The 20,860-nt window shown below is 62.3% G+C and carries 21 protein-coding genes and 1 pseudogene; 1 reads left to right on the top strand and 21 read right to left on the bottom strand.

The annotated features are described in order from the left end of the window. Positions 1–104: 104 nt before the first annotated feature. From eno to AB1286_RS20265, 5 genes and pseudogenes are all read right to left on the bottom strand, one after another. Positions 105–1,387 (bottom strand): annotated as a pseudogene (eno, locus tag AB1286_RS20285) (phosphopyruvate hydratase). A 46-nt stretch (positions 1,388–1,433) separates the two neighbouring features. After that, on the bottom strand, positions 1,434–2,288 hold the full coding sequence (gene kdsA, locus AB1286_RS20280) for a 3-deoxy-8-phosphooctulonate synthase (RefSeq protein WP_430361340.1): 855 nt from the start codon (positions 2,286–2,288) through the stop codon (positions 1,434–1,436). Next, positions 2,285–3,943 (bottom strand): CTP synthase, encoded by a 1,659-nt coding sequence (locus AB1286_RS20275; RefSeq protein WP_430361339.1) that lies wholly within the window; start codon positions 3,941–3,943, stop codon positions 2,285–2,287. The genes kdsA and AB1286_RS20275 overlap by 4 nt, the downstream gene beginning before the upstream one ends. Positions 3,944–4,069: 126 nt before the next feature. After that, positions 4,070–4,873, bottom strand: a complete 804-nt coding sequence (locus AB1286_RS20270; RefSeq protein ID WP_430361338.1) for an alpha/beta fold hydrolase — start codon at positions 4,871–4,873, stop codon at positions 4,070–4,072. Positions 4,874–4,902: 29 nt separating this feature from the next. Next, entirely contained in the window at positions 4,903–5,103 is a 201-nt protein-coding gene (locus tag AB1286_RS20265) for a hypothetical protein (RefSeq protein WP_430361337.1), read from the bottom strand. A gap of 147 nt (positions 5,104–5,250) precedes the next feature. Between AB1286_RS20265 and AB1286_RS20260 the strand changes: the two genes are divergently transcribed. After that, on the top strand, positions 5,251–5,445 hold the full coding sequence (locus AB1286_RS20260; protein ID WP_430361336.1) for a hypothetical protein: 195 nt from the start codon (positions 5,251–5,253) through the stop codon (positions 5,443–5,445). 9 nt (positions 5,446–5,454) lie between these two features. On the opposite strand, the gene AB1286_RS20255 is transcribed toward AB1286_RS20260, so the two are convergent. The 16 genes from AB1286_RS20255 to AB1286_RS20180 all read right to left on the bottom strand — a co-directional run bounded on the left by AB1286_RS20255 (position 5,455) and on the right by AB1286_RS20180 (position 20,851). Continuing rightward, on the bottom strand, positions 5,455–6,036 hold the full coding sequence (locus AB1286_RS20255; protein WP_430361335.1) for a hypothetical protein: 582 nt from the start codon (positions 6,034–6,036) through the stop codon (positions 5,455–5,457). Between the two features lies 1 nt (position 6,037). After that, positions 6,038–6,520: a glycoside hydrolase family 108 protein gene (locus AB1286_RS20250; RefSeq protein WP_430361334.1), complete on the bottom strand. Its 483-nt coding sequence runs from the start codon at positions 6,518–6,520 to the stop codon at positions 6,038–6,040. Next, the gene (locus AB1286_RS20245) at positions 6,513–6,701 is read right to left on the bottom strand and encodes a hypothetical protein (protein WP_430361333.1); all 189 of its coding nucleotides are present in this window, start codon (positions 6,699–6,701) and stop codon (positions 6,513–6,515) included. The genes AB1286_RS20250 and AB1286_RS20245 overlap by 8 nt, the downstream gene beginning before the upstream one ends. Positions 6,702–6,711: 10 nt before the next feature. Continuing rightward, the gene (locus tag AB1286_RS20240) at positions 6,712–7,182 is read right to left on the bottom strand and encodes a hypothetical protein (protein WP_430361332.1); all 471 of its coding nucleotides are present in this window, start codon (positions 7,180–7,182) and stop codon (positions 6,712–6,714) included. Further along, the gene (locus tag AB1286_RS20235) at positions 7,179–8,108 is read right to left on the bottom strand and encodes a tail fiber domain-containing protein (protein ID WP_430361331.1); all 930 of its coding nucleotides are present in this window, start codon (positions 8,106–8,108) and stop codon (positions 7,179–7,181) included. Before AB1286_RS20235 ends, AB1286_RS20240 begins: the two co-directional genes overlap by 4 nt. Before the next feature lie 104 nt (positions 8,109–8,212). Next, positions 8,213–10,453, bottom strand: coding sequence for a hypothetical protein (locus AB1286_RS20230; protein WP_430364938.1), 2,241 nt, complete (start codon positions 10,451–10,453; stop codon positions 8,213–8,215). Then, positions 10,450–12,444 (bottom strand): hypothetical protein, encoded by a 1,995-nt coding sequence (locus AB1286_RS20225; protein WP_430364937.1) that lies wholly within the window; start codon positions 12,442–12,444, stop codon positions 10,450–10,452. The genes AB1286_RS20230 and AB1286_RS20225 overlap by 4 nt, the downstream gene beginning before the upstream one ends. 1 nt (position 12,445) lies before the next feature. Further along, positions 12,446–13,198 (bottom strand): hypothetical protein, encoded by a 753-nt coding sequence (locus AB1286_RS20220; protein ID WP_430364936.1) that lies wholly within the window; start codon positions 13,196–13,198, stop codon positions 12,446–12,448. Continuing rightward, positions 13,188–14,387 (bottom strand): tail fiber domain-containing protein, encoded by a 1,200-nt coding sequence (locus AB1286_RS20215; RefSeq protein WP_430364935.1) that lies wholly within the window; start codon positions 14,385–14,387, stop codon positions 13,188–13,190. Before AB1286_RS20215 ends, AB1286_RS20220 begins: the two co-directional genes overlap by 11 nt. Further along, positions 14,362–14,814: a GNAT family N-acetyltransferase gene (locus AB1286_RS20210; RefSeq protein ID WP_430364934.1), complete on the bottom strand. Its 453-nt coding sequence runs from the start codon at positions 14,812–14,814 to the stop codon at positions 14,362–14,364. Before AB1286_RS20210 ends, AB1286_RS20215 begins: the two co-directional genes overlap by 26 nt. 132 nt (positions 14,815–14,946) lie before the next feature. Beyond that, positions 14,947–16,500 (bottom strand): hypothetical protein, encoded by a 1,554-nt coding sequence (locus AB1286_RS20205; RefSeq protein WP_430364933.1) that lies wholly within the window; start codon positions 16,498–16,500, stop codon positions 14,947–14,949. 2 nt (positions 16,501–16,502) lie between these two features. After that, entirely contained in the window at positions 16,503–17,447 is a 945-nt protein-coding gene (locus AB1286_RS20200) for a hypothetical protein (protein ID WP_430364932.1), read from the bottom strand. Positions 17,448–17,459: 12 nt separating this feature from the next. Then, positions 17,460–18,110: a chromosome partitioning protein ParA gene (locus tag AB1286_RS20195; protein WP_430364931.1), complete on the bottom strand. Its 651-nt coding sequence runs from the start codon at positions 18,108–18,110 to the stop codon at positions 17,460–17,462. Between the two features lie 65 nt (positions 18,111–18,175). After that, positions 18,176–18,748 (bottom strand): hypothetical protein, encoded by a 573-nt coding sequence (locus AB1286_RS20190; RefSeq protein ID WP_430364930.1) that lies wholly within the window; start codon positions 18,746–18,748, stop codon positions 18,176–18,178. 9 nt (positions 18,749–18,757) lie between these two features. Then, on the bottom strand, positions 18,758–19,747 hold the full coding sequence (locus AB1286_RS20185) for a phage major capsid protein (protein WP_430364929.1): 990 nt from the start codon (positions 19,745–19,747) through the stop codon (positions 18,758–18,760). Between the two features lie 21 nt (positions 19,748–19,768). Continuing rightward, positions 19,769–20,851 (bottom strand): hypothetical protein, encoded by a 1,083-nt coding sequence (locus AB1286_RS20180; protein ID WP_430364928.1) that lies wholly within the window; start codon positions 20,849–20,851, stop codon positions 19,769–19,771. Between the last annotated feature and the right edge of the window lie 9 nt (positions 20,852–20,860).

Below are 20,860 nucleotides of genomic sequence, written 5' to 3'. Positions count from 1 at the left end.
GCCGCGGATTCAAAATCGCCCCGGCTGCCCCAAAGGAATTTTCCTCGGGGGTCGAGCACGGGGCGCAATGCTAAACGAACGAGCTAGATTAAGCTAACAGCGCATCAACGCAGGTTGTAGAACGTCGACTTGCCCGGGTAGCTGGCGATGTCGCCGAGATCTTCCTCGATACGCAGCAACTGGTTGTACTTCGAGATGCGATCGCTGCGCGAGAGCGAACCGGTCTTGATCTGGCCGGCGTTCAGGCCCACGGCGATATCGGCGATCGTCGAGTCTTCCGTCTCGCCCGAACGGTGCGAAATCACAGCCGTATAGCCGGCGCGCTTGGCCATCTCGATCGCGGCGAACGTTTCCGTCAGCGTACCGATCTGGTTGATCTTGATGAGGATCGAGTTGGCGATCCCCTTCTCGATGCCTTCCTTCAAGATGCGCGTGTTCGTCACGAACAGATCGTCGCCGACGAGCTGGATCTTCTTGCCGAGCTTGTCGGTCAAGAGCTTCCAGCCGTCCCAGTCGCTTTCGTGCATGCCGTCCTCGATCGAGACGATCGGGAATTTGTCGGCGAGGGTCGCGAGGTAGTCGGTGAATTCAGCCGACGACAGTTGCAGACCTTCGCCCGCCAACTGGTACTTGCCGTCGTGGTAGAACTCGCTGGCCGCACAGTCGAGCGCGAGCAGCACGTCTTCGCCCGCACGGTAGCCGGCCTTCTCGATCGCTTGCAGGATCGCCGAGAGGCACTCGGCGTTGCTACCGAAGTTCGGCGCGAAGCCGCCTTCGTCGCCCACCGCCGTGCTCATGCCGCGGTCGGACAGGATCTTCTTCAGCGCATGGAACACTTCCGCGCCGCAACGCAACGCTTCGCGGAACGTCGGCTGGCTGACCGGAACGATCATGAACTCTTGAATGTCGAGGCTGTTGTTCGCGTGCGCGCCGCCATTGACGATGTTCATCATCGGCACCGGCAATTGCATCGCACCCGAACCGCCGAAGTAACGGTACAGCGGCAGGCCCGCTTCCTCGGCCGCGGCCTTGGCGACCGCCATCGACACGGCCAGCATCGCGTTCGCGCCGAGACGCGACTTGTTGTCGGTGCCGTCGAGCTCGAGCAGCGTCTTGTCGAGGAACGCTTGCTCCGACGCGTCGAGGCCCATGATCGCTTCGGAAATCTCGGTGTTGATATGCTCGACCGCCTTGAGCACGCCCTTACCGCTATAGCGGCCGGCTTCGCCGTCACGCAACTCGATCGCTTCGCGCGAGCCCGTGGACGCGCCCGACGGCACGCCGCACGGCCCATCGTGCCCGATTCAAGCAGCACATCGCATTCGACGGTCGGGTTGCCTCGCGAATCCAAAATCTCACGGCCGATGATATCTACGATTGCACTCATGATTTCCTCTTAGATAACGATGACTTCTCTTTCTTGACGGGTGCAGTCAGTTGAAATCGCGCTCGATGAACGGAGTGCGTTTCACGACGGTATCCAAAGCGACGAGCGTCTCCAGCAGGTCGCTCATGCGCCGCAACGGCACGGCATTAGGGCCGTCCGACAGCGCGCAGGCGGGATCGGGGTGCGTCTCCATGAACAAGCCCGCAACGCCCACGGCGACGGCCGCGCGCGACAGAACGGGCACGAATTCGCGCTGCCCGCCCGAGCTTGTACCCTGCCCGCCCGGCAACTGAACCGAGTGGGTGGCGTCGAACACCACGGGTGCATTCGTCTCGCGCATGATCGCGAGCGAACGCATATCGGAAACGAGATTGTTGTAGCCGAACGAAACGCCGCGCTCGCAGGCGAGGAAGCGGTCTTCCGACAGACCCGCTTCGCGCGCCGCTTCGCGCGCCTTGTCGATCACGTTCTTCATGTCGTGCGGCGCGAGGAACTGGCCCTTCTTGATATTGACAGGCTTGCCCGAGCGCGCGCAGGCATGAATGAAGTCGGTCTGGCGGCACAGGAACGCCGGCGTTTGCAAGACGTCCACGACCGAGGCGACTTGCTCGATCTCCTCGACGGCGTGCACGTCGGTCAGCACGGGTACGCCAAGCTGACGCTTCACTTCGGACAGAATGCGCAAGCCTTCGTCCATACCGAGCCCGCGGAACGACTTGCCCGAGCTGCGATTGGCCTTATCGTACGAAGACTTGTAAATGAACGGGATGCCGAGCTTCGCGCAAATCTCCTTGAGCCGGCCGGCCGTATCGATCGTCATCTGCTCCGATTCGATGACGCAGGTGCCCGCAATCAGAAAAAACGGCTTATCGAGACCGACCTCGAAGTCGCACAGCTTCATGCCTTCTCCTTGCGCGCTTCGTGACAGGCCAGCGCCGCTTCGACGAACGACTTGAACAGCGGGTGGCCGTCGCGCGGCGTCGACGTGAATTCGGGGTGGAACTGCACGCCGACGAACCACGGATGCAGGCTGCGCGGCAGCTCCATCATTTCCGGCAAATCTTCGCTCGGCGTGCGCGCGCTGATGATAAGGCCACCGGATTCGAGTTGCGGCACGTAACCGTTATTGACTTCATAACGGTGACGATGGCGCTCGTTCACATCCTTGCCGTAAATCTGTTCCGCAAGCGTGCCGGGCTTGATCGGGCAGCGCTGGGAGCCCAGACGCATCGTGCCGCCGAGATCCGATTCCTCGGTACGCTTTTCGACACGGCCTTCGCGGTCGTGCCACTCGGTGATCAACGCAACGACGCGATGCGCCGTGGCAGCGTCGAACTCCGTGCTATTCGCGCCTTCCAGACCGACGACGTCTCGGGCGAATTCGATGACGGCCAACTGCATGCCGAGGCAGATGCCGAGATACGGCACCTTCGCCTCGCGTGCATAGCGAATCGCCGCGATCTTGCCTTCCGTACCGCGACGGCCGAAGCCGCCCGGGACCAACACGGCGTCGAGGTGCTTCAGGCTGTCCACGCCCTGCGCTTCGATTTCTTCCGAGTCGATGTACTCGATGTTGACCTTCGTCGACGTATGCACCGACGCATGGCGCAGCGCTTCGATCAGCGACTTGTACGATTCGGTCAGATCGACGTACTTGCCGACCATGCCGATCGTCACTTCGTGCTTCGGGTGTTCGAGCTTGTCCACGATCGCCGACCACATCGACAGATCGGCCGGCTTCGGTTGCAGCTTGAGCTCGTCGCAAATGATGCTGTCGAGACCTTGGTCGTGCAGCATCTGCGGAATCTTGTAAATGCTATCGACGTCCCAAACCGAAATGACGGCGTCTTCCGGAACGTTCGAGAACATCGAAATCTTCTTGCTCTCGTCGTCCGGGATACGGCGATCGGCACGGCACAGCAGCACGTGCGGCAAGATCCCGATCTCGCGCAGCTTTTGCACGCTATGCTGGGTCGGCTTGGTCTTCAACTCGCCGGCCGTCGCGATGAACGGCACGAGCGTCAAATGCACGAAGCAGGCGCTGTTGCGGCCCAGACGCAGGCTCATTTGCCGGGCGGCTTCAAGGAACGGCAGCGATTCGATGTCGCCCACCGTCCCGCCGATTTCGACGATCGCCACATCGGGCTCGCCGCAGGTGGCCGATGCCGCCCCGCGCTCGATGAACGCCTGAATTTCGTTCGTGATGTGGGGAATCACCTGTACCGTCTTGCCGAGGTAGTCGCCTCGACGCTCCTTGCGGATCACCGATTCGTAGATCTGCCCGGTCGTGAAGTTGTTCGCGCGGCGCATCTTCGTGCTGATGAACCGCTCGTAATGACCGAGGTCGAGATCCGTCTCAGCGCCGTCTTCGGTCACGAATACTTCCCCGTGTTGAAACGGGCTCATCGTGCCGGGGTCGACGTTGATGTAGGGATCGAGCTTAAGGAGGGTGACTTTCAGACCGCGCGATTCGAGAATCGCGGCGAGAGAAGCGGCGGCAATGCCCTTGCCGAGGGACGACACTACGCCGCCGGTGACGAAAACAAATTTGGTCATCGCTGGATGCTCGCGGGAAAAACGGATTATACCTTAGGGTCCGCCCTCAGTTGGAACACACATGCGTTGCAACGAGAACACAACCGCAGGCCCGCGCTTAACTGCGCACCCGGCGCGCCGTAGCCGCTACCCGGCTTCGCGCAGCGTTCGCAGCATCCGTTGCAGCGCCCGCGCCGTTTCGATCGGCCGCTCCATCGGAAACAAGTGACTGCCCTCCATCCATTCGAGGCGCCCGCGCGCCGCACGCCGCGTCGCATCGAGCCCTACCTGGCGGATTTCCTTCGAATGAGTGCCGGCGATAAAGCCGAGCGGCACCGGGGCGCCGTGCGCGAGCCGAGGACCGAGCGTACGCGGCAGCGTCCGGTAGATCCGGTATTCGATATCGCGATCGAACGCGAGCGTACGTTTGCCGTCCGCCGAGCTTTGCGGGATACCGAAATCGATGTAGTCGGACAAAACGCGCTCGTCCCACCGGGCGAAGGCGCTCTTGGCATGAAAATGGCGCCAAGCCTCTTCCCGGCTAGCCCATTGCGTGCGCCGCGTGCGCGTGGCGGCAGCCGGCGAAAGGCGCTCGTCGAGCCCGGTCCATTGCGTGAAACGCAAGACGTTCGCGCGCCAGCCGGCGATGACCGGCGAGTCGAGCATGACGACGCCGCGTACCCATTGCGGGTGCTTGAGCGCGGCCATCAGCGAGAGGTAGCCGCCCAGCGAATGACCGACGAGCCAAACGGGCCGCTCGTAGCGTCGCCCGATATCGGCCAGCAGTTCGTCGACGAGATGCGGCCAGTCGCTCGTGACCGGATAGTGGGGGTCGTGGCCGATGCGCTCGATATAGCGAAGCTCGTAATCGTCGGAGAGTTCGGCGAACAACGTCCGGTAAATCGATGCCGGAAAGCCGTTCGCATGCGAAAAGTGGATGACGTCTTTCAAGCGCCGCTGCCTCCAGGTTCGTTCGTTTTTTATCGGTCCATCCAATACCGAGCGTGCGACGCCCGATAACGCTCGAGCTTCAGCCGGCCCGCGTTCGCGACGATCCGCACCGCCCCGTCGCGATCGGTCCGCGCGAGCACGATGCCGCGCGCCTCGAAGCGCGACCATACGTGCGGATGGGGATGGCCAAAGCGATTGCGATAGCCTATCGCCCCACAAGAGCTAGGCATATCAGCTAACACAATGATTTTTAAACACAAACCCCGCGCCGGTCAGCAAACGGGATTTGACCGACTTTCAGATTTTTAGGGCCTTTCGGGACCGTATTGTATCGGTGCGGTCACGTTTTGGTCACATGCCACACAGGACCATACCAAATGAAGAAGACCACCCTCACCCTCGTTCTCATTCTCACCACCGCGGCCTTATCGGCCTGCGGGGGTGGCGGCAGCGACGGCAGCGGCCAAGAAGTCGTCCCGAAGGCCGTCTACCCTATCCCGCTGCGGCCATGCGAGACGACCGGGCCGACGGCGCCTACGTGTGCCGCCAGCCAATCGGCCGGCACGCACTAACGGGGCGCGCTAGCCCCGATTATCGGTAGGTAGTAACGGGTTCGCCTGCATCTTCCCGCGGAAGTAGCTGGCGATCCCGAGCACCGGCGCCATGGTAGCCATCACGGCCGCCTCGGCGCCGAGCATCCCCGGCAACTGGCCGAGTACTCCGGGATTGACGCGAAAGAACATCACGCCGAGATATGCGATCGCGACAGTGACACCGGATGCCAACCCGAGTAACCCGAAGCAGAAGCCGACGAACGGACGCCAGCTATACGTCGGCCAGTGATCCGCCTTCGCCTCGGTCTGCATCGTTTGATTGATGGCTGCGGTATTCGCCGTGTCGGCCGCCAATTCGGCTTTCTCGACGTCGGCCGCGATCTCGGCGAGGTGCGCCTGCTGCTCGAGCACGGCCTTTTGGAACTGCATGGCCAGATTCGGATCGGCCTGGATCGCTGCGAGTGCGGCATCCGGCGCTGACTGTCCGGTGACGGTCTGAGCGATGCCCACGACGTGTTGCGCGACCGCCTCGGCCTTGGATCCACCGAAGAGGCCCGCGATCATGGGCGCGAATTGGGCGAGCGCCATAGCGATAGGGATAAGCGGCATGTCAGTTTGCTCCTCGTTTCAGGTTGTCGGCGATGCGATTGGTCCAGCCCTTGCCGAACGTCGACCACGTTTTCAGCGACGTGTAGTAGCGCAGGCGCAGCGAGTTCCAGCGCAAGATGAACTTGAGCGGATCGGTTGCGCGCACGGCGAAAATCGTCGCGGGCCCGAGCAGCCCGTCGACGGGCGTGGCCGCCGCGCCCTGCATCCAGATCACGGGGTGGCCGCCGTTGTAGTTCGCATCGAAGATTTGGAACCCCACGCGCGGGTCGAACTCGTCGAGATGCAACGGATCCCAATAGAGTTTTTTGGCAATCGCCTTGGCGGTGTCGCGGGGCAGATCTCGCATCGGCCCGGCATAGCCCTGCGCACGCGCGACGCGCTCGGTAACACCCCAGCAGGTCGCGCCGCCGGGGTCCTTCGGGTTATCTACAAAGCCGCCCTCGTTGCCGATGAGCGCATCGAAAGCGTCGTCGAAGCTAGTCATTGCGGGCCTCGCTGAAAAACTTGCGCCATCCCCATACGAGCTGCGACAGGATGAGGATGACCGTGAGCAGCGTCACGATATGCGCCGAATTGGGATCGATGAGCCAGAGCCACCACGAGCTTGTTACGCCGACCGCACTCGCTGTGCCGTTCGTGGCCGCCGCGACCATTTCTTTATGCATATTTTCCCCGTTAGGTTGACGGATAAACCGTCAGGTGATTAGCGGTGCCGTTCGGCGGGACCAGGCTCGCACTTCCGGTCCCGACCCAAGTGCTTAGATTTGATTTTGTGAGCACGACGCTAAGGCCCGCGGTCACATTCACCACTTTGATATTTCCTGTCCAGTTCGGATAGACGCCGCCAGGCGGAATGAGAAAACTGAGCGTGATCGAACCGGACTGATCGGTTATCACCGAAAGCGTGCCGCCAAAGAATTTAGATCCGGTCGGAAATGGAGCCGAACTGGTGCCGCCGCCCCCATTTCCGGTGACATTTCCGTCGAAATGGCCGGACTGGCCGAGTAGGTCGCTAAAACTGACAGGCAGTGCGCTTTTGAATGCCAGCGCGATCACCCAAGGGTGATTTATCGACAGCGGCAATGTAAGGCCGAGTTCGGTCGCGACATCGGACATGGAAAACGGGAACGAGGCTGGAAGCGTCACGGCGTTTCTCCGTGCTCTTCAAGCAAGCGCAATACGCACGGGATAAGCTCGAGCACCGTGACGAGTGCGGCGTGGCCATATGCGACCGAGAGCATGCCTTCCGCATCCTCATGCACCGCCTCTGGGAACACCTCGCGCAGCGACGCCGCGCCGACGCCCGCGCTCCTGATCCGGTCTTTCTTCCATGAAAAGGTGCCATGCAGCACGCCGGCCATGCGCTCCAGAAAGTCGCGCGCCATCGGGCGCCAATCTTCCTTAAGACGCTCGTCAGAACTGCCCGTGATATTTGACCCGCTGACAACGCCGTTTGCCACGACGTTGCCCGTGTTGTCGATAGACAGCGTAACCAGCGAACCCGCTGAATTGAGAAACTGGATCGTCGCGTTTCCCGAGTTCGATCGCATGGACGGTGAATAGCCGTTCGCATTCAAAATGAGGCTAGGGCTTGTCGATCCGGTGGAATTCAACGAGGCGTTTCCGTCAAGCGACAGCGATCCCAGGTCAGATATCGTCGCGAACGTATTGCCGGCATTAGCCCCCGTCGCTATCTGAAACGGCAGTTTCCAGCCGGTGCCATCCCCGAACTTGATGGGGGCTGTGTTGCCGCCAGAAATGGTGCTAAGCGTCAAGCCGGATGACGTTGAAATTTCCAGTGACGGAAAGGTCGCACTTCCGGCGCTCCCTCCGAGTAACGTCAGCCCGGCACTTTGCACTTGGGAAACCGTCGCATACTCGGTGGGATATTGAGCATTCGCTACATTCGTATGCCGGAAGCCGCCCATCGGCAGATTCGCCGTTGCCGTTTGCTGGCCGTCCTTCGTAATGCAGTTCGACAGGCCCGACGCAATATCGGCATCCTGGCCTTGCATGCGCGATGAGCTAATATCTAAACCCTGGGCAGCGTCGTTCTGCCAGTTGTAGATCAAGTTGAACTGCCCCGAACCGTTAAACGGCATGGTGACCCCCTATGCAAAATTCCATCACTGCCCTCGCACCGATCATGTGTGTGGCCATTTACGTGATCCTCAAATCAGGGGTTTCCGCTTGGCGTTCGCTGCGCCGAGTTCAAGAGAAGCGAGCCGAGCGCGCTCTGCGCCGGCGCACCGCCGGGCTGTTGGACGGCCGTATCCGATAGACGTGCGGCTAGGGCTCGATTCACGAACATGCGGTTTTGTGCGTTGTCGACTAGGCCCCCCACATACGGAATCTTCTTCACCCCCGCGCCTACGAGCGACGCGATCGCCGAGGCGGTGTTCGACGTATTGACGGGCGCCGCAGACGGGAAGGCATTCATATACGCGCCGACGCGCCCGATCGCGTTCAGTTGAGCGAGTTCGTCGGGCGTATAGAAGGCCGCGAGCTTAGTCGGGCCGAAAGCCTGCATCTGCTGCATATAAGGCGACGGATTAAACCGCGCATCGCCCGCAGGATTGGCGCCGAAGCCCTTCGCGGCGAGTTGCGCGCCGATCTGGCTGCGCATCTCCTGGAAGGCATCCGGCGCGTGTTGCTGGAGCAATTGCGCCATCGCCGAGACGTCGTCCGTCTTGCCGCCAACGACGAAGCGCTTCACGAAGTCATCAGGCGCGACGGTGTCGGCGGATGCGGCTTGCAGCGCCGGGATCTGATCCTGTAGGGCGAAGCGCTGCGCAGCGAGCGCGCGGGCCGGTGCAAATACTCCGCCCTGGTCGTCGGCCGAAAGAATCGCGTTCTTCACGCTATTGCGGAGTTGCCCGAGCGCTGTATTAGTCGCCGGATCATTGCTCTGATTGGCGTTGATGACTTTGAGCAGGTTTTCGGCATTCTCGATCGAGAAAGTCTTCTGCTGCGTGCCCCCCATGAGCCCGAGCTGATTGAAATTGTTGCGCACGCCACTCGGCACCTTGTCGCCGAAATCGTTCAAGACCTGCGCGTAATCCTGGGCGACACCTTGCAGCGGGACGTCGAGATTCTTGCCGCTCGAGGCGCGCGCGGCCGCATAGGCGTCGCTGACCTGCTGCCCCATCTGATTATCGATCGACTGGAGTGCCCCCTTAATCGCGCCGCCCGCCTGATAGGCATCCGCAGGTGTGCCGGTAAGTCCCATCAGCGCCTGTTGCAATTGCGCATTTTGCTGATTGAATCGATTTGCGATCGGCGCGCCCGTCGGAGCGCCGCGAATGTTCATTTCCTGGGCGTACTGAATCGGATCGCGTGTGATCTGTCCGAGCGTCGGCTGCATGCCGAGCGTTTGAAAGTCCTGCGCCCGCATCACGGCCGCCGGATCTACCTGCGGGTTTTCCTGAATCGCTTGCGCAATGCGCTGCTGGAGCGGCTGAAACGTGCCGAACTGGCTCGATGCGGTGGGCATCGGCTGGGCGGCAGCGGGCTGCGTCGGCGCTGGAACATTCGGCGCCCCAGGCGCGGCCGCCTGCACTCCATCGCTCGGCGCAGGCGCTCCAAGCGCGGGGCCTACTGGAACAGGCTCGGGCTGCTGCATCGGTGCGTAGGCCTGACGCGCCTGCGGGCCGAGGTCATTGAGCATTCGCTCGACGGCGCTGTCCGCGCGCGAAGCTGCGGCCGCCGGCGGGATCGAAGGCGCCGGCATCATGCGATTCGCCGCGGCGCGCACGCCGGCCGACGCAAGCGAGCCGGCGCCGACACCAGCCGCGCCCCCAAGAAGTGCCGCGCCGATCTGATAGCCGGGCCCGAGGCCGAGTTCGCGCGCCGTGCCGCTCCCGGCCCCCGCACCCGCCGCGCCCGCGATTTGGGCGCCGGGCACCGCTTGCATACCCGCGCCGACGGCTTGAGCAACGGGCGACGCGGCGCCGAGCAAAAGCTTTCCGATGCCGACCGACGGCGAGACGCCGGCCATGGCGCTAGCGGCATCCTGCACGACGCGCTCGGTTGCGTTCTTCGGCACCGGAAGGCCCGCATCCGTCTCGATGTTTTGCACGGACTGCGAGACGGGCGCGAGCTGCGGAATTTGCGTGCCGGCGAGATCGTTGATTCCACGAATGCCGAAATTGACGCCCGCATTGAGCGCGTCGCCGACCATGGAGGGAAGCGCCATAATCCCGGTCACGCCCGCACGCGCGGTCAACCCGACTTGGCGGCCAACCTGGCTCGCCGCCGAGGGCGCAGCAGAAGGCGCAGGAGCGGCCGGCGCGGGCGTGGCCGATGCATCGGCAATGAACTGGGCTGCGAGCCCCGTGGGCGCCGCTGCGGGCGCGCTTGATGCGGCCGCCGGAGCGGCTCCGGCATCGGCAAGAAACTGAGCCGCGAGATCGGTCATTTGAATACCCCGAGCTGCTGGAGCGCCTGGATCTTTTGCGGGATCGTAGGATCCTGCTGGATCAGCGTCTTCGCGAATGCCTGCCGTGCGGACGGGTCCTTAATGTTCGCGTACTGGAAGATGCGCGGATCGGCGCTTTGATCGAACGCGAGTTCCTTGTTCGTATAGCCTGCCGAATCGTTCGCATTACGCAGCGGCGCGAGCAAGCGGGCCTTGGCCTGCGTCATTTGCTGGGCGCCCACGAGGTTGTCGACCGCCTCGTTGATTGCCCCCAGGTTCATATGGGCGCTCGGATAAGCCGATTGCAGAATGGCGCGCGCCGCGTCGGTGCCCATTCCGTTCGCGCTCAAGCCCGCCGTGATCTGGCCGCTGTACTTGTTGAGCAAGTCGTTGGCCGTCACCATGTCGGTGGCTTTCTCGCTGCCCGCGAGGGAGAGCAGGCCATTGATGTAGTTCAGGCGATCGGATTGCGGCCCGACAGCGGCGTTGCTCGCGAGCGTCTTGATGTTTTGAAGATATGAGATCGTGTTTTGCGCTTTGCTATTTGCGGTTTCAAGCGCCGTCCATTTTTGCGAAAGCTCGTTCGACTGATTCGTCGCATCGGCCGTGGCCTTCGCGCCCGCGCCGAGCGGCGCCGATGCGTAGATGGGACCACCGGGGGCGCCCCCAAATCCCGAACCTCCGGCGCGGCCGAGGATATCGCCGACATACGACGCGACAGTCTTGCCACTCGCATCGGCTGTGTTCTTGATGAACGGCGTGGGACTGCCAGCGGGCGCGACGTTACCCTCGCCAGAGAAATAGGCCGTTGCGATGCGACCGAGATCGCCGCCGTACTTCTGGTCATAGGACGCGAGAACGCGCTGCGCGACGGCGCTCCGATCGGCCGGGTTCCCCCACGATTCGCCAGGCTGCGCAAATCGATTAAAAGTCGCCTGCTGGATCTGATACGGGTTGTCAGGCGCCGTCTTGCCGCCGCTCGATTCCTGCTGGGCGAAGATGCCGGGAAGCGTTGGCGCGGCCGCCGGCGTGCTGCCTTGATTCGCGGCAGCAGTCCGATTCGTAACCGGTACCGGGTTTCCGGCCGCATCGACGCCGGCATAGGGCAATTGGCTACCCTCGCCCGCCGTCTTGGCTGCTGCCATCGTTGAAGCGACGCCAGCGGCGCCTTGCAACGGTTGCACGGCCGCAACGTTGCCGGACGCATCGAAGAGTGGCGTGGCGCCGTCAGGTACCGCAGGATTGAACGCCGTGGGCTGCATCGTCTGCGGATCGCGAAAGATCCCGGTGCCGGTAATCGGTGCAACGAAGTTATTCTTGAAGAGCGCGCCTGCATTGGCAGTGCGCGGATCGACGCCCGCCGCCCATGCCATCCGGGTCGCGTCAGTGGGCGCCGTGCGCGCCTCGAGCAGTTTTCCGTATTCCTGCGGGCCAAGCATCGCATAGAGGAGCATGGAATCCTGCGGCGTATAGCCGGGCAGCGTCATCGGACCAGCGCCCGATCCCGCAGCCTGGGGCGTCTGCGCCACCATCGCTTGCCCAAGTTGAACAGGCGTCGGCTGGCCGATCCCCATCCCCGCGCTGGGCCCTTGCAGCGTCGCTGTGTCGGCGCCCGCGGGCTGCGGCATGGAGAACGTGCCGCCCGAATCGCCGGTTGGGGACGATGCTGCGCCCGGCTGCGGCGAACCGCCGAAGGCGCCCCTATACATACCGCTCATGAGCTGGGCTTGCTGTCCGAGCGAGCCCATCATCAGCTTGTTGCCGAGGTAAGCATTGAGCAGCTTGGAGACGCCTTCGAGCGGACTGATTTGATAGCCCATGCCACCCACCTGGCGGTTGCTCGTATCGAGCGGCTGCAAGCCCTGACCGAGCATCGCCTGCCCGATGGCTTGCTGCTGCTGCAACTGCATGAGGCTTTGCTGCTGATCGGGATCGAGCGTCGCGAGCAGCGGATTGGCGAGGACGTTTAAGCCCATGGCGGGACCGGCCATATCAATACCCTCCCATCGCGCCCGCAGCATTGGCGAGCATCATTCGGCCGATCATTTGCTGATTGATCGTCGGCGCCGGGGTGGACGGAAGAAGCACGGCCTGCGGATTAGCATAGCCCTGCATACCGTTAGGTTGGTTCGACGACTGCTGTGCGCGCTGCTGCGCTTGCTGGCTCTGCTGCTGCAAGAGTTGCGAGCCCATGCGCAGCCACGGCGACATATCACTCGTCGGCATCGTGAACGGATAAGCCATCGAAGAGCCGCCGAACGATGCGGCATACGGGCTGGCGCTAGCCATCTCGGGCGCCGCGGTACCCGTCAAGGTGCTACCGCCCATGCCGGAGCCAAGGCCGAAGAGCGGCCCGCTTCCCTGAATGCTGCTCGGGCCGAGCGCATCGGTGCCCGAATTTCCGAACACGTTCGCAAAGCCCGAGGATCCCCCCGTGCCGCCCAATGCGCCCGATGCGTAGCCGCCCGCGATCATGGGCGCGACGACGTCGGCGACAGAATTTACGCGGTGGAAGGCGTCCAAGGCACCCGTGCTATTCGGGTTATCCTTGTACATATCGCCCCATGCGCTCGACGTGAAATTCCCCGTAGGGCTCAGGAGCGCACCGCCCGGATGATTGTTGAAGAGGCCACCGAAGAACGGGTCATAGCCGGGCACGCCGAGAGCCGCCCCGGCCGCCTGCAACGGGTGGTGGCCGATCTCTTGGGCGGTCGCGCTAACGAAATCGCCGATATCACCCAGCATGGCGAGCCTCCGCGAGTTTGGTGTAATCGACCATGTCGAAGCCGCTCGGGTGGATTGCGACCGCATCCGGGCGCACCATGCGCGCCTCGTCCGCCATTACGCCGATATGGCGCACGTGCGGCGCATCCCAGTGATACCGGAATCGATAGAGCGGCAAGCCGTCGGCCGTCGATGCCCCGACCGCTTCGATATCCGTCTTCGTGCGCCGATCTGACATCGCATAGGCGAGCATGCCGGCGCTCCCGAGACCGAACAGGCCGCCCATCATCGAATTGGATGCACCCGTGCGCGCGTTGTACTGATCGAGCTGCCCCTGGTACTGATTCTGGAACGCTTGGGCAATGTTCGCGGGTTGCGCGGCCGATTGGGCGGTGCCGGTATTGCCGGGCACGAGTGCCGCCAGCGAGCCGAGTTGCGAATATGGCAACTGAGCGAGCGATGCCTGTTGGCCGTATGTCGCGCCTTGCTGTCCCAGGATGTTCGCTTTCTCGCCGGCCGTCGACAACTCGTTGTTGAGCATCTGAGAGCCGATCTGCTGCCCGGTGAGCACCGATTGATTCGCTGCGTCGCTATAGGCCTGATTCTTCGACAAGTTGAAGTTCTTCATCGCGTTGTCGTAGGCTTGCGACCCGGACGTGAGGCCCTGGTTCGCGAGCTGCGATTCGAGGCTCGTCTGTTCCTGCGAGAAGCGCGGGTCGAGGTACTGCGTCTGCGCCGCATACGCTGCGTTCTGGCCGTTCTGGCCAGCGGTTTGCGCGGCATTCGGGTCGATCGAGGCATTCACACCCGCCAACTGATTGTTGACTCCGCCCAGGCCGAATAGCGAATTGTTGACATAGCCCGTGGCCTGACCAGCGCTCCCCATCGACTGATTGATGAGATTTTGCAGGCCGCCGCTTGCATTGATCGACGTTTGATAGATGGGCGCGCCCGTCGACGGGTCGGTGCCGACCACTTGCGAGTTTTGCGAGCCGAACGGATTCGAATAATTATTGAGGTTCAGCGTCTTGTTATAGGCCGCCGTGTTCTCGTTCGTTTGCGTAGTCGCGCCCGCGACTGTATAGGGATCGGGCGGGCTCGGCGCGCCGCCCCCTCCCTTGCCGCCCTCGAGCGTGGCCGGTCGATTTTTGCCGAACGCCTTACGAAAGGCGAGCGCCGGCAGATCAGGCAGGTCGAGCAAGTGCCGCATGGTGTTTTCCTTCAAGGAATCGGCACTCGCTTGCGAGCATGCCGTAGACGATCATGTCGGTTCCATCAGTGCAGCCCTGACGCAGCAGCCCTTCGCGTTTGAACCCGAGGTGTTCGTCGAAGCGTTGCGCCTCGAGGTTATCGGTGCGCACGAGCCCCGTTACGCGGCGGCAACGCATTTGCACGAACGGATAGCGAAAGCATGCGGAGAGATAGGCCCGCGTCATCCAGCGACGAGTGCCGTCGGATGCGACGTGCATCAGCAGGGAGCCGCCCGGGCCTGTATAGAGCTGATAAACCACGCCAGCGACGAGCTCGCCGTCGCACTCGAGGCCGATCGCGACCGAGGCGCGATACTCATCCTCGCCAGTCAGAGCGGCGACGAATCGGGCGACGCGTTCGGGTTCGTTCCACACTATGCGCTTCATCAGGGTGTCCCTGGTGCGCACTGCGGATCGCACGTGAAAAGGCGCGCGTTAAGCTGTGCGCACCTTTTACAGCGGCCCAGCCGGGCCGACGTGCATGGAGATGGTCAGGAGCGATTCTAGGCAGCGGGAAAATCAGAGGGAAGGCGTGCGTTTCGGCTCGAACATGAAGTCGACCGATTGGATGGAGTACTGCATGCCCTTCGTTTGCGTGCGCATCCGATACGTTGCCGCATACCCGATACCGTCAATACTTTCCCAGTCGGTCTGAACGGTTTGACTACCGCCCCACGGAACGGCATCCCAGGGAGTCGTATCCCACGGCGTGACATTTCCGCTCGTGAACGATGGCGACGAACTCGGCACCACATTGCTGAAGTCGACCGACAGATCGATGAGAGGTGAGAACTGCGCGTTCGTCAAGAAGACGGGGCGCATCATCTTGAAATACTTCTCCTGACCGCGCATGCCGAAATAGTTGAAGGCCGGCTTGATATCGGCATTGATTGCGAGGCCGCCATCGTCGTTGCCGACGTCCGCTTGCGCGACGAAGTTCAAGCCGCCCATCCACAGGGCGTTATTGAAGTACGCGAAACAAAAGGCATTCCAGCCGGTAAAGCGGCACCATGCCTTCGTGATCGTATTCATCACGTACTGGTGAGAGGTGCCATCCTCTTGCTCCGGCACGTTCACGATGAGCTTATTGCCGTCCGGGTAGAGCACGACTTGCCACCCGAAATTGCTCCCGTATGCCTGCACGTCGGCATTGACCGAGGGACTGATCTTCTCCGTGAGGGTGATCCCGCGCTCCGATCGATCCGTCAGGAGCGCTTTGCTAAATGGCGTCAGGCCGTCTGCGCCGATGAAATAGAGATCGGAGCCGACCTTCTCGAAGAAGCGGCGCCCTGTTGGCGCGCCGATGCGAAAGCGTCCGGCGATCGAGAAGCTCGAGCTCTGCGACGGGTCCGAGCCCTGATATGCCACCGCCTCACCGGTCGAAGTGACGAAGATGATGTACGGATTCAGGCCCGCGGTGTTGTCGAGGTTCCACGTACACGAGCCCATCAGATAGCCGCCGAGCATCGTTTGCGCGCCGATATCGAAGAGCACGGCCGCCCCGCCGACCTGGCCGACAGGCAGATACCACGACTGCATCGTATTGACTTGCGTGAACCAAAGCCGCTGTGCGAAGACGCTCACATGCGCGAACGTGCTCGGATTGACGCCCGTGATGGCGATCGGCGTCGAGCTTTGCGTGATCTGCTGCCAGGTCGTGCCGTTGTATAACAGCGGGGGATCGATCCCGTTGACCATGACGAGGAATTCGGCGCCGGCATTGCTGAAATTTACCCATTGCCACCGCGAATTCGTTAGCCCTGTCATTACGGGCGCGCCCACCGCGCCATTGCTCGTAACGTCATAGACGTTCCCCCCCGCTATCGCGAAGAGCTTCTTTTGCGTCCCCGAGGTATACGGCGCCAGTGTCTCGACGTTACCCGTAATGCCTGAGCCCCAAACGTGATAGCCCAGGCGCAGCGGAACATCGGCGGTCCCCGGGAAAAAGTTGTCGAGAATGACGGCATCGGTCGCCGGCATATTGGCGACGGCATCGAGCGTATTGAGGCCGCCCACTGAAGGCGGAATCGACTGTATTTCGACGCGCGCGGCGCGGTTGACTGGCGCACGCATCGTTAGGATCCAAAGCCGGTGTCAGGAATATTGTTCGAGCCGAGCAAGATCGGCGGCTCCGCACGCGCATTGAGCGGCAAGACGCGCGAGCCGCCAGCGCGTCCGACCGCGGCGTCCACGGCGTCCTCATATTCGCGCTGCGCCGCGCTGGAATCGAAGCCTTTGCGGGTCAGGAAGCGCGCGATCATCCCGAGGATGAACAGGCGGTCCTGCAACACGGCAGTGTCGGTATCGGCGGCCCATGCGGTTTGCGCGACGCTAGTAGCCGACTGGCACCATCCGTTCGAGTAGTACTCGAGGACGATGCTGTCGAGCGATGCCGGCACCGGGTTGAAATAGATCTGGCCGCCCATGATGCGAAAACGCATGCGCGGGCCTGTCGGGCTGATACCTGATTTGAGCACCTGCCATTCCTGCGGCGACAGCGGCCCGACGAGCTGCCAGCGAAACGATCTGTCCCACCCTGTTTGCTGGATGAAATGGTCGCAGTCGGCCGGGATCGGATAGCTTTCTTGGCCGAAGGAAAAATTGATGCCCGACGAGGTCGATGTGGCGTTCTGGTTCAGCGTGACGCTGTTGGACGTTACGCCCGTTACAGTCGCGCCGTAAGGAATCGCAGTGCCCGTGCCGATCATGCCGACCGCGATATTGGTCGTCGACGGCATCCCGGTAATGACGTTGCTGCCGGACGTCGTATTGCCCGTGAAGCCGCCATATCCGACGAGATTGAACGTGTATTCCTTTCGGAGCACAGGCCATCCGTCATTGATCGAGCCTTTGGCGGTCAACTCCTCGCCGATGCGAGTGGCATGGATGAGAAGCTGCGACACCGTCTTGTCGGTATTGCCGATTACCGTCGTGGGCTTGGGCAAACCGAAATCGCCCATGACCTCTTGAACGATCTGTAGCAGCGTCTTTTGATTCGCCGCGGTCATGGGCTGCGTCATGGCGCTCTCCGCTTATTCGGGCTGGGTGCGTTGCTTCTTCGACGTGGCCGGCGGCATACCCGCCGAGTCGAGACGGGCACTCATAGCCTCGAAGCGCTCGTTCAGGTCGCGAATTTGCTCGGATTTCATCGCGAGGTCTTCCTTGAGTTGCGCGTTCTCGGCCTCGAGGCGCAGCACTTCCTTGCCGCTGCTGGCCTGTTTCAGCCACGCCTCGGCCTTGTCGCGCAGCTCGCGCGCGCCGAGCCAGGTGAGATTTTGGTCGGAGATCCCGGCAAGCTGCTCGACGGTATGGATATGCATCCCTTTGAGTTCCATCGCCTGCGAGCGCGTGAGCGGGCCCCACTGTTCGATGGGGGTGCCCTCTTGAACCTGCGTGCGTTGCTCCATGAACGCAGCCCACTGGCGCGGGAAACGGACCGGGTCCGAGGGGCTTTGATGGTCGGTTTCCATCTTGACCGGACGATAGATTTTCTTTGTGCGATCGCCCGGGAAATTGATCTCGATATAGGGCGTGTCCTTGTAAATCGGGCGCCCTTGCTTCTCGGATTCAGCACCCTGGTGAACGGGCTCCATCCTGAATTCGACATAAAGCTTGCTGTCGTCGCCGTGCACGACGTGAAGACTGTTTCCCTGCTCGATGATGCGTGCCTGCGCGAAATCCATGATGGTGAATCTCCGAAAAGAGGGGCGCCGGAGCGCCCCGTCGAGTGACAAGCCGCGAAAGCGGCTTAGGTGATTTGCGTCTGAGCGTTCGGGCGGTCGATGAGCATGACCGCTTGCGTGCCGCTCAGCGTGATCGCCGACGAGCCCGAACCGAGCGTTGCGCCGGCGGCCGTTGCGAACTTCGCGCCGATCATCTGCTTGCCCGCGACTGCGGTAGGGCTGACGACGCCGGCGGCCTCCCAATACGCGGGGTTGCCGACGGCCGGCGCGCCCGACACATTGACGATCGCGTTACCGCTGACCTGAAACCAGCCCCACTGGCTTGCGCTCATGGCCGAGACGGCCACGCCGAGCACGTCGCCGCTGTTCGCGGTGCCCGCCCACGGGTTGGCCGAATTGACCATTTGATTGGAGGCGTTTTGGGACTGGTTGAACTGAACCACGGCGCCGGCCGCGAGCGTCGCCCCCGCTTGCGCATAGACGAATTCGCCGCCGCCCAGGTTGACGTCATAGCCGCGCATCATCTCGAACGAGAATGATTGGCGCGACGACTTGGGGCTCAGCGGCCCCGGACCATCGGTATCGATATCCGTCAACTTGACGGTACCGATGATCGGATCGTAAGAAGTGAAGCCCATGACCCCTCCTTAATTGAACAGGATCGCCTGAAGGCGTCGATTCGATACGGTCATGTTGCCGGCGAAGCCGACGAGCTTGACCATCGCGTCTTGATTGACCGCGAATCGATCGTCACCGATGGGGGCGAAGTTGCGGTTCGTATGAGGACGGAAATAGATGTAATCCGTATTCAGGAATTGCATCGTGTTCGTCGGCGCACCGCCGCCGAAGCCGCCATCGAGAACGACGTCGCTGCTCATGTACTTCAGCGAATCGAAGCCCGCTTCGCCCATCTCGTTCGACGTGATCCGCTGGATGGCCTGAAGCGATTCGAGATACAGGCGCCAGTAGTTGTTGTCGGCGATGATGAGATCGGGCTTGTCGGTGCCGCGAACCTGTTGGACGTACACGCGGTTCATGTACGACTGGATATTGGCCGAGGTCGCCGCAGCGCCCCCATCCGTCGTCGAGCTGAACTTCGTATTGCGCCAGAACGCGCCAATTGACGTCGACGCATCGATGCCACCGACGACGCCGGTCGAGGGCGTCTGCGACACGAGTAGTGAGAGGCCGCCAATCTGCCGCCCGCCATCGGCGGTGCCGTCCGAGTAGCAGTCGAGCGCGATGTTGTTCGTGAGCGTCTTTTCGGCGTTCTTGATGCGCGATTCGAGCAGGTCGATGATCGCTTCCTCGCCATTGTTTTGGAGTTCTTCGAGGCCCGAAATCGAGACGGCGACGGCCGCCTGGGCATAGTTGAACTCGGCGCCCGTGAAGACGTCGGACGGCGAGATGTTCAGCGCCTCGTAACCGCTGTAGCGCTTGAACGTGCCGTTCTCGGCGTATTCAAGTTCTTGGACGATCGTGCGACCGCCGGAGACGGTCTTGACGTTGCCCTTGCGGCGCAGCCGATAGAGCAAAGCGTTGTTCTTGGTGACGTTGTCGGCCAACTTCCCGGTGCGATTGCGCAGGGTCGTCGTCACGATTTCCGTCAGGGTGCTACTGGGGTTTTGCAGGCCCATGATTGGAGGCTCCCGACGAGATTACGAAGGATTGACCGCGTCGCGGTAAGCGGCACGGATCTGATCGCGCAATGAGAGGTTCGGGTCGACGGTGGTCGCAGTGGCCACGGGGGACCCCGGCGAGCCGCTTACCGAGCCGCCTGCGCGGCGCTTCGCATCAGCTTTGGCTTTCGCCTCGGCTGCTCGCTTCGCATCTGCCGCGGACTGTTCCCGTTGCATAAGCGTGGAGCGAACGCTAGGTATGGCCCAACATGCCTTTTCATACGCGTCCTGCATGTCCGTTGCCTGTCCCGCGACAAGTAACTGGCCCATCATGGGCTTTACCTGCTCGTAGAACTCGTTCTTCGGATCGGCAGCGAACGCGTCGATAACCTGCTGGGCCTGTACCTGTACTTGCTGATGTTGCGCCTGCTCCTGGCCCACCAAATGACCCTTTACCTGCGCAAGCTCCTGCCGGAGTGCTTGCACGTGAGGGTCAACTTGAGGGGCAGCTTGAGCAGCCGCGGATAAATCGACGCCGTATTGCGTGGCGATCTGGCGGAATAGCGCGAGCTTTTGCTCGGGGCCCGCAGTGCGCAGCACATAGGCGGTGTTGAGAAGATCCCGGAAGGCGCCCTCGGGCGTGCCGCCTTCGGATCGGATGATCGCCATATAGGGCGTCACGACCTCATTCATGCGCTTGCCGAACGAGGCTTCCTGGCCGAGTTCCGTGATACGGCGATGCACTTCCTCTTCGCGGCGCGCGACGATCGCTTGCGCCTCGGGGGGCATCTTCTCCCAATGGGCGCGGTCGGCAGCGCTCCATGACTGCGGGGCTTTGGCCTTTTGCTCGGGAGACGTCGGAGTGGTGCTCGACGCGCCGTCGGCGCCCGTCTTCGGCGTCGGCTTATTCGCGCCCTCGGCGCCGGCCGTCGGTGTCTTCTCGGTTCCCGGCTTGGCCGACGGCGCGGCGCTCGCGCTTGCCGTCGCGCCCTTGTCGTCGCCCGAATCGCCCTTGATTTCGGCCAGGTTCTTAGCGATCTCCTCGCGCAGCGAAAGCTCCGACGCGTTGCTGTCACTGCCTTCGCCTGCATCAACCGATTGCCCACCGCCTTCGACGCTCATTTGCGCACC

It is taken from the genome of Trinickia sp. NRRL B-1857, from assembly GCF_050470685.1.
GTDB lineage: Bacteria > Pseudomonadota > Gammaproteobacteria > Burkholderiales > Burkholderiaceae > Trinickia.
Note: the sequence above shows the minus strand (reverse complement) of the source record. Positions and strands in the feature narration are given on the sequence as shown.

What these genes read in the sequence shown, in the direction of transcription:
- kdsA (WP_430361340.1), bottom strand. Translation starts at nt 2,288, where the DNA reads ATGAAGCTGTGCGACTTCGAGGTCGGTCTCGATAAGCCGTTTTTTCTG.
- AB1286_RS20275 (WP_430361339.1), bottom strand. Translation starts at nt 3,943, where the DNA reads ATGACCAAATTTGTTTTCGTCACCGGCGGCGTAGTGTCGTCCCTCGGC.
- AB1286_RS20265 (WP_430361337.1), bottom strand. Translation starts at nt 5,103, where the DNA reads ATGCCTAGCTCTTGTGGGGCGATAGGCTATCGCAATCGCTTTGGCCAT.
- AB1286_RS20260 (WP_430361336.1), top strand. Translation starts at nt 5,251, where the DNA reads ATGAAGAAGACCACCCTCACCCTCGTTCTCATTCTCACCACCGCGGCC.
- AB1286_RS20255 (WP_430361335.1), bottom strand. Translation starts at nt 6,036, where the DNA reads ATGCCGCTTATCCCTATCGCTATGGCGCTCGCCCAATTCGCGCCCATG.
- AB1286_RS20250 (WP_430361334.1), bottom strand. Translation starts at nt 6,520, where the DNA reads ATGACTAGCTTCGACGACGCTTTCGATGCGCTCATCGGCAACGAGGGC.
- AB1286_RS20245 (WP_430361333.1), bottom strand. Translation starts at nt 6,701, where the DNA reads ATGCATAAAGAAATGGTCGCGGCGGCCACGAACGGCACAGCGAGTGCG.
- AB1286_RS20230 (WP_430364938.1), bottom strand. Translation starts at nt 10,453, where the DNA reads ATGACCGATCTCGCGGCTCAGTTTCTTGCCGATGCCGGAGCCGCTCCG.
- AB1286_RS20225 (WP_430364937.1), bottom strand. Translation starts at nt 12,444, where the DNA reads ATGGCCGGTCCCGCCATGGGCTTAAACGTCCTCGCCAATCCGCTGCTC.
- AB1286_RS20220 (WP_430364936.1), bottom strand. Translation starts at nt 13,198, where the DNA reads ATGCTGGGTGATATCGGCGATTTCGTTAGCGCGACCGCCCAAGAGATC.
- AB1286_RS20215 (WP_430364935.1), bottom strand. Translation starts at nt 14,387, where the DNA reads ATGCGGCACTTGCTCGACCTGCCTGATCTGCCGGCGCTCGCCTTTCGT.
- AB1286_RS20210 (WP_430364934.1), bottom strand. Translation starts at nt 14,814, where the DNA reads ATGAAGCGCATAGTGTGGAACGAACCCGAACGCGTCGCCCGATTCGTC.
- AB1286_RS20205 (WP_430364933.1), bottom strand. Translation starts at nt 16,500, where the DNA reads ATGCGTGCGCCAGTCAACCGCGCCGCGCGCGTCGAAATACAGTCGATT.
- AB1286_RS20200 (WP_430364932.1), bottom strand. Translation starts at nt 17,447, where the DNA reads ATGACGCAGCCCATGACCGCGGCGAATCAAAAGACGCTGCTACAGATC.
- AB1286_RS20195 (WP_430364931.1), bottom strand. Translation starts at nt 18,110, where the DNA reads ATGGATTTCGCGCAGGCACGCATCATCGAGCAGGGAAACAGTCTTCAC.
- AB1286_RS20190 (WP_430364930.1), bottom strand. Translation starts at nt 18,748, where the DNA reads ATGGGCTTCACTTCTTACGATCCGATCATCGGTACCGTCAAGTTGACG.
- AB1286_RS20185 (WP_430364929.1), bottom strand. Translation starts at nt 19,747, where the DNA reads ATGGGCCTGCAAAACCCCAGTAGCACCCTGACGGAAATCGTGACGACG.
- AB1286_RS20180 (WP_430364928.1), bottom strand. Translation starts at nt 20,851, where the DNA reads ATGAGCGTCGAAGGCGGTGGGCAATCGGTTGATGCAGGCGAAGGCAGT.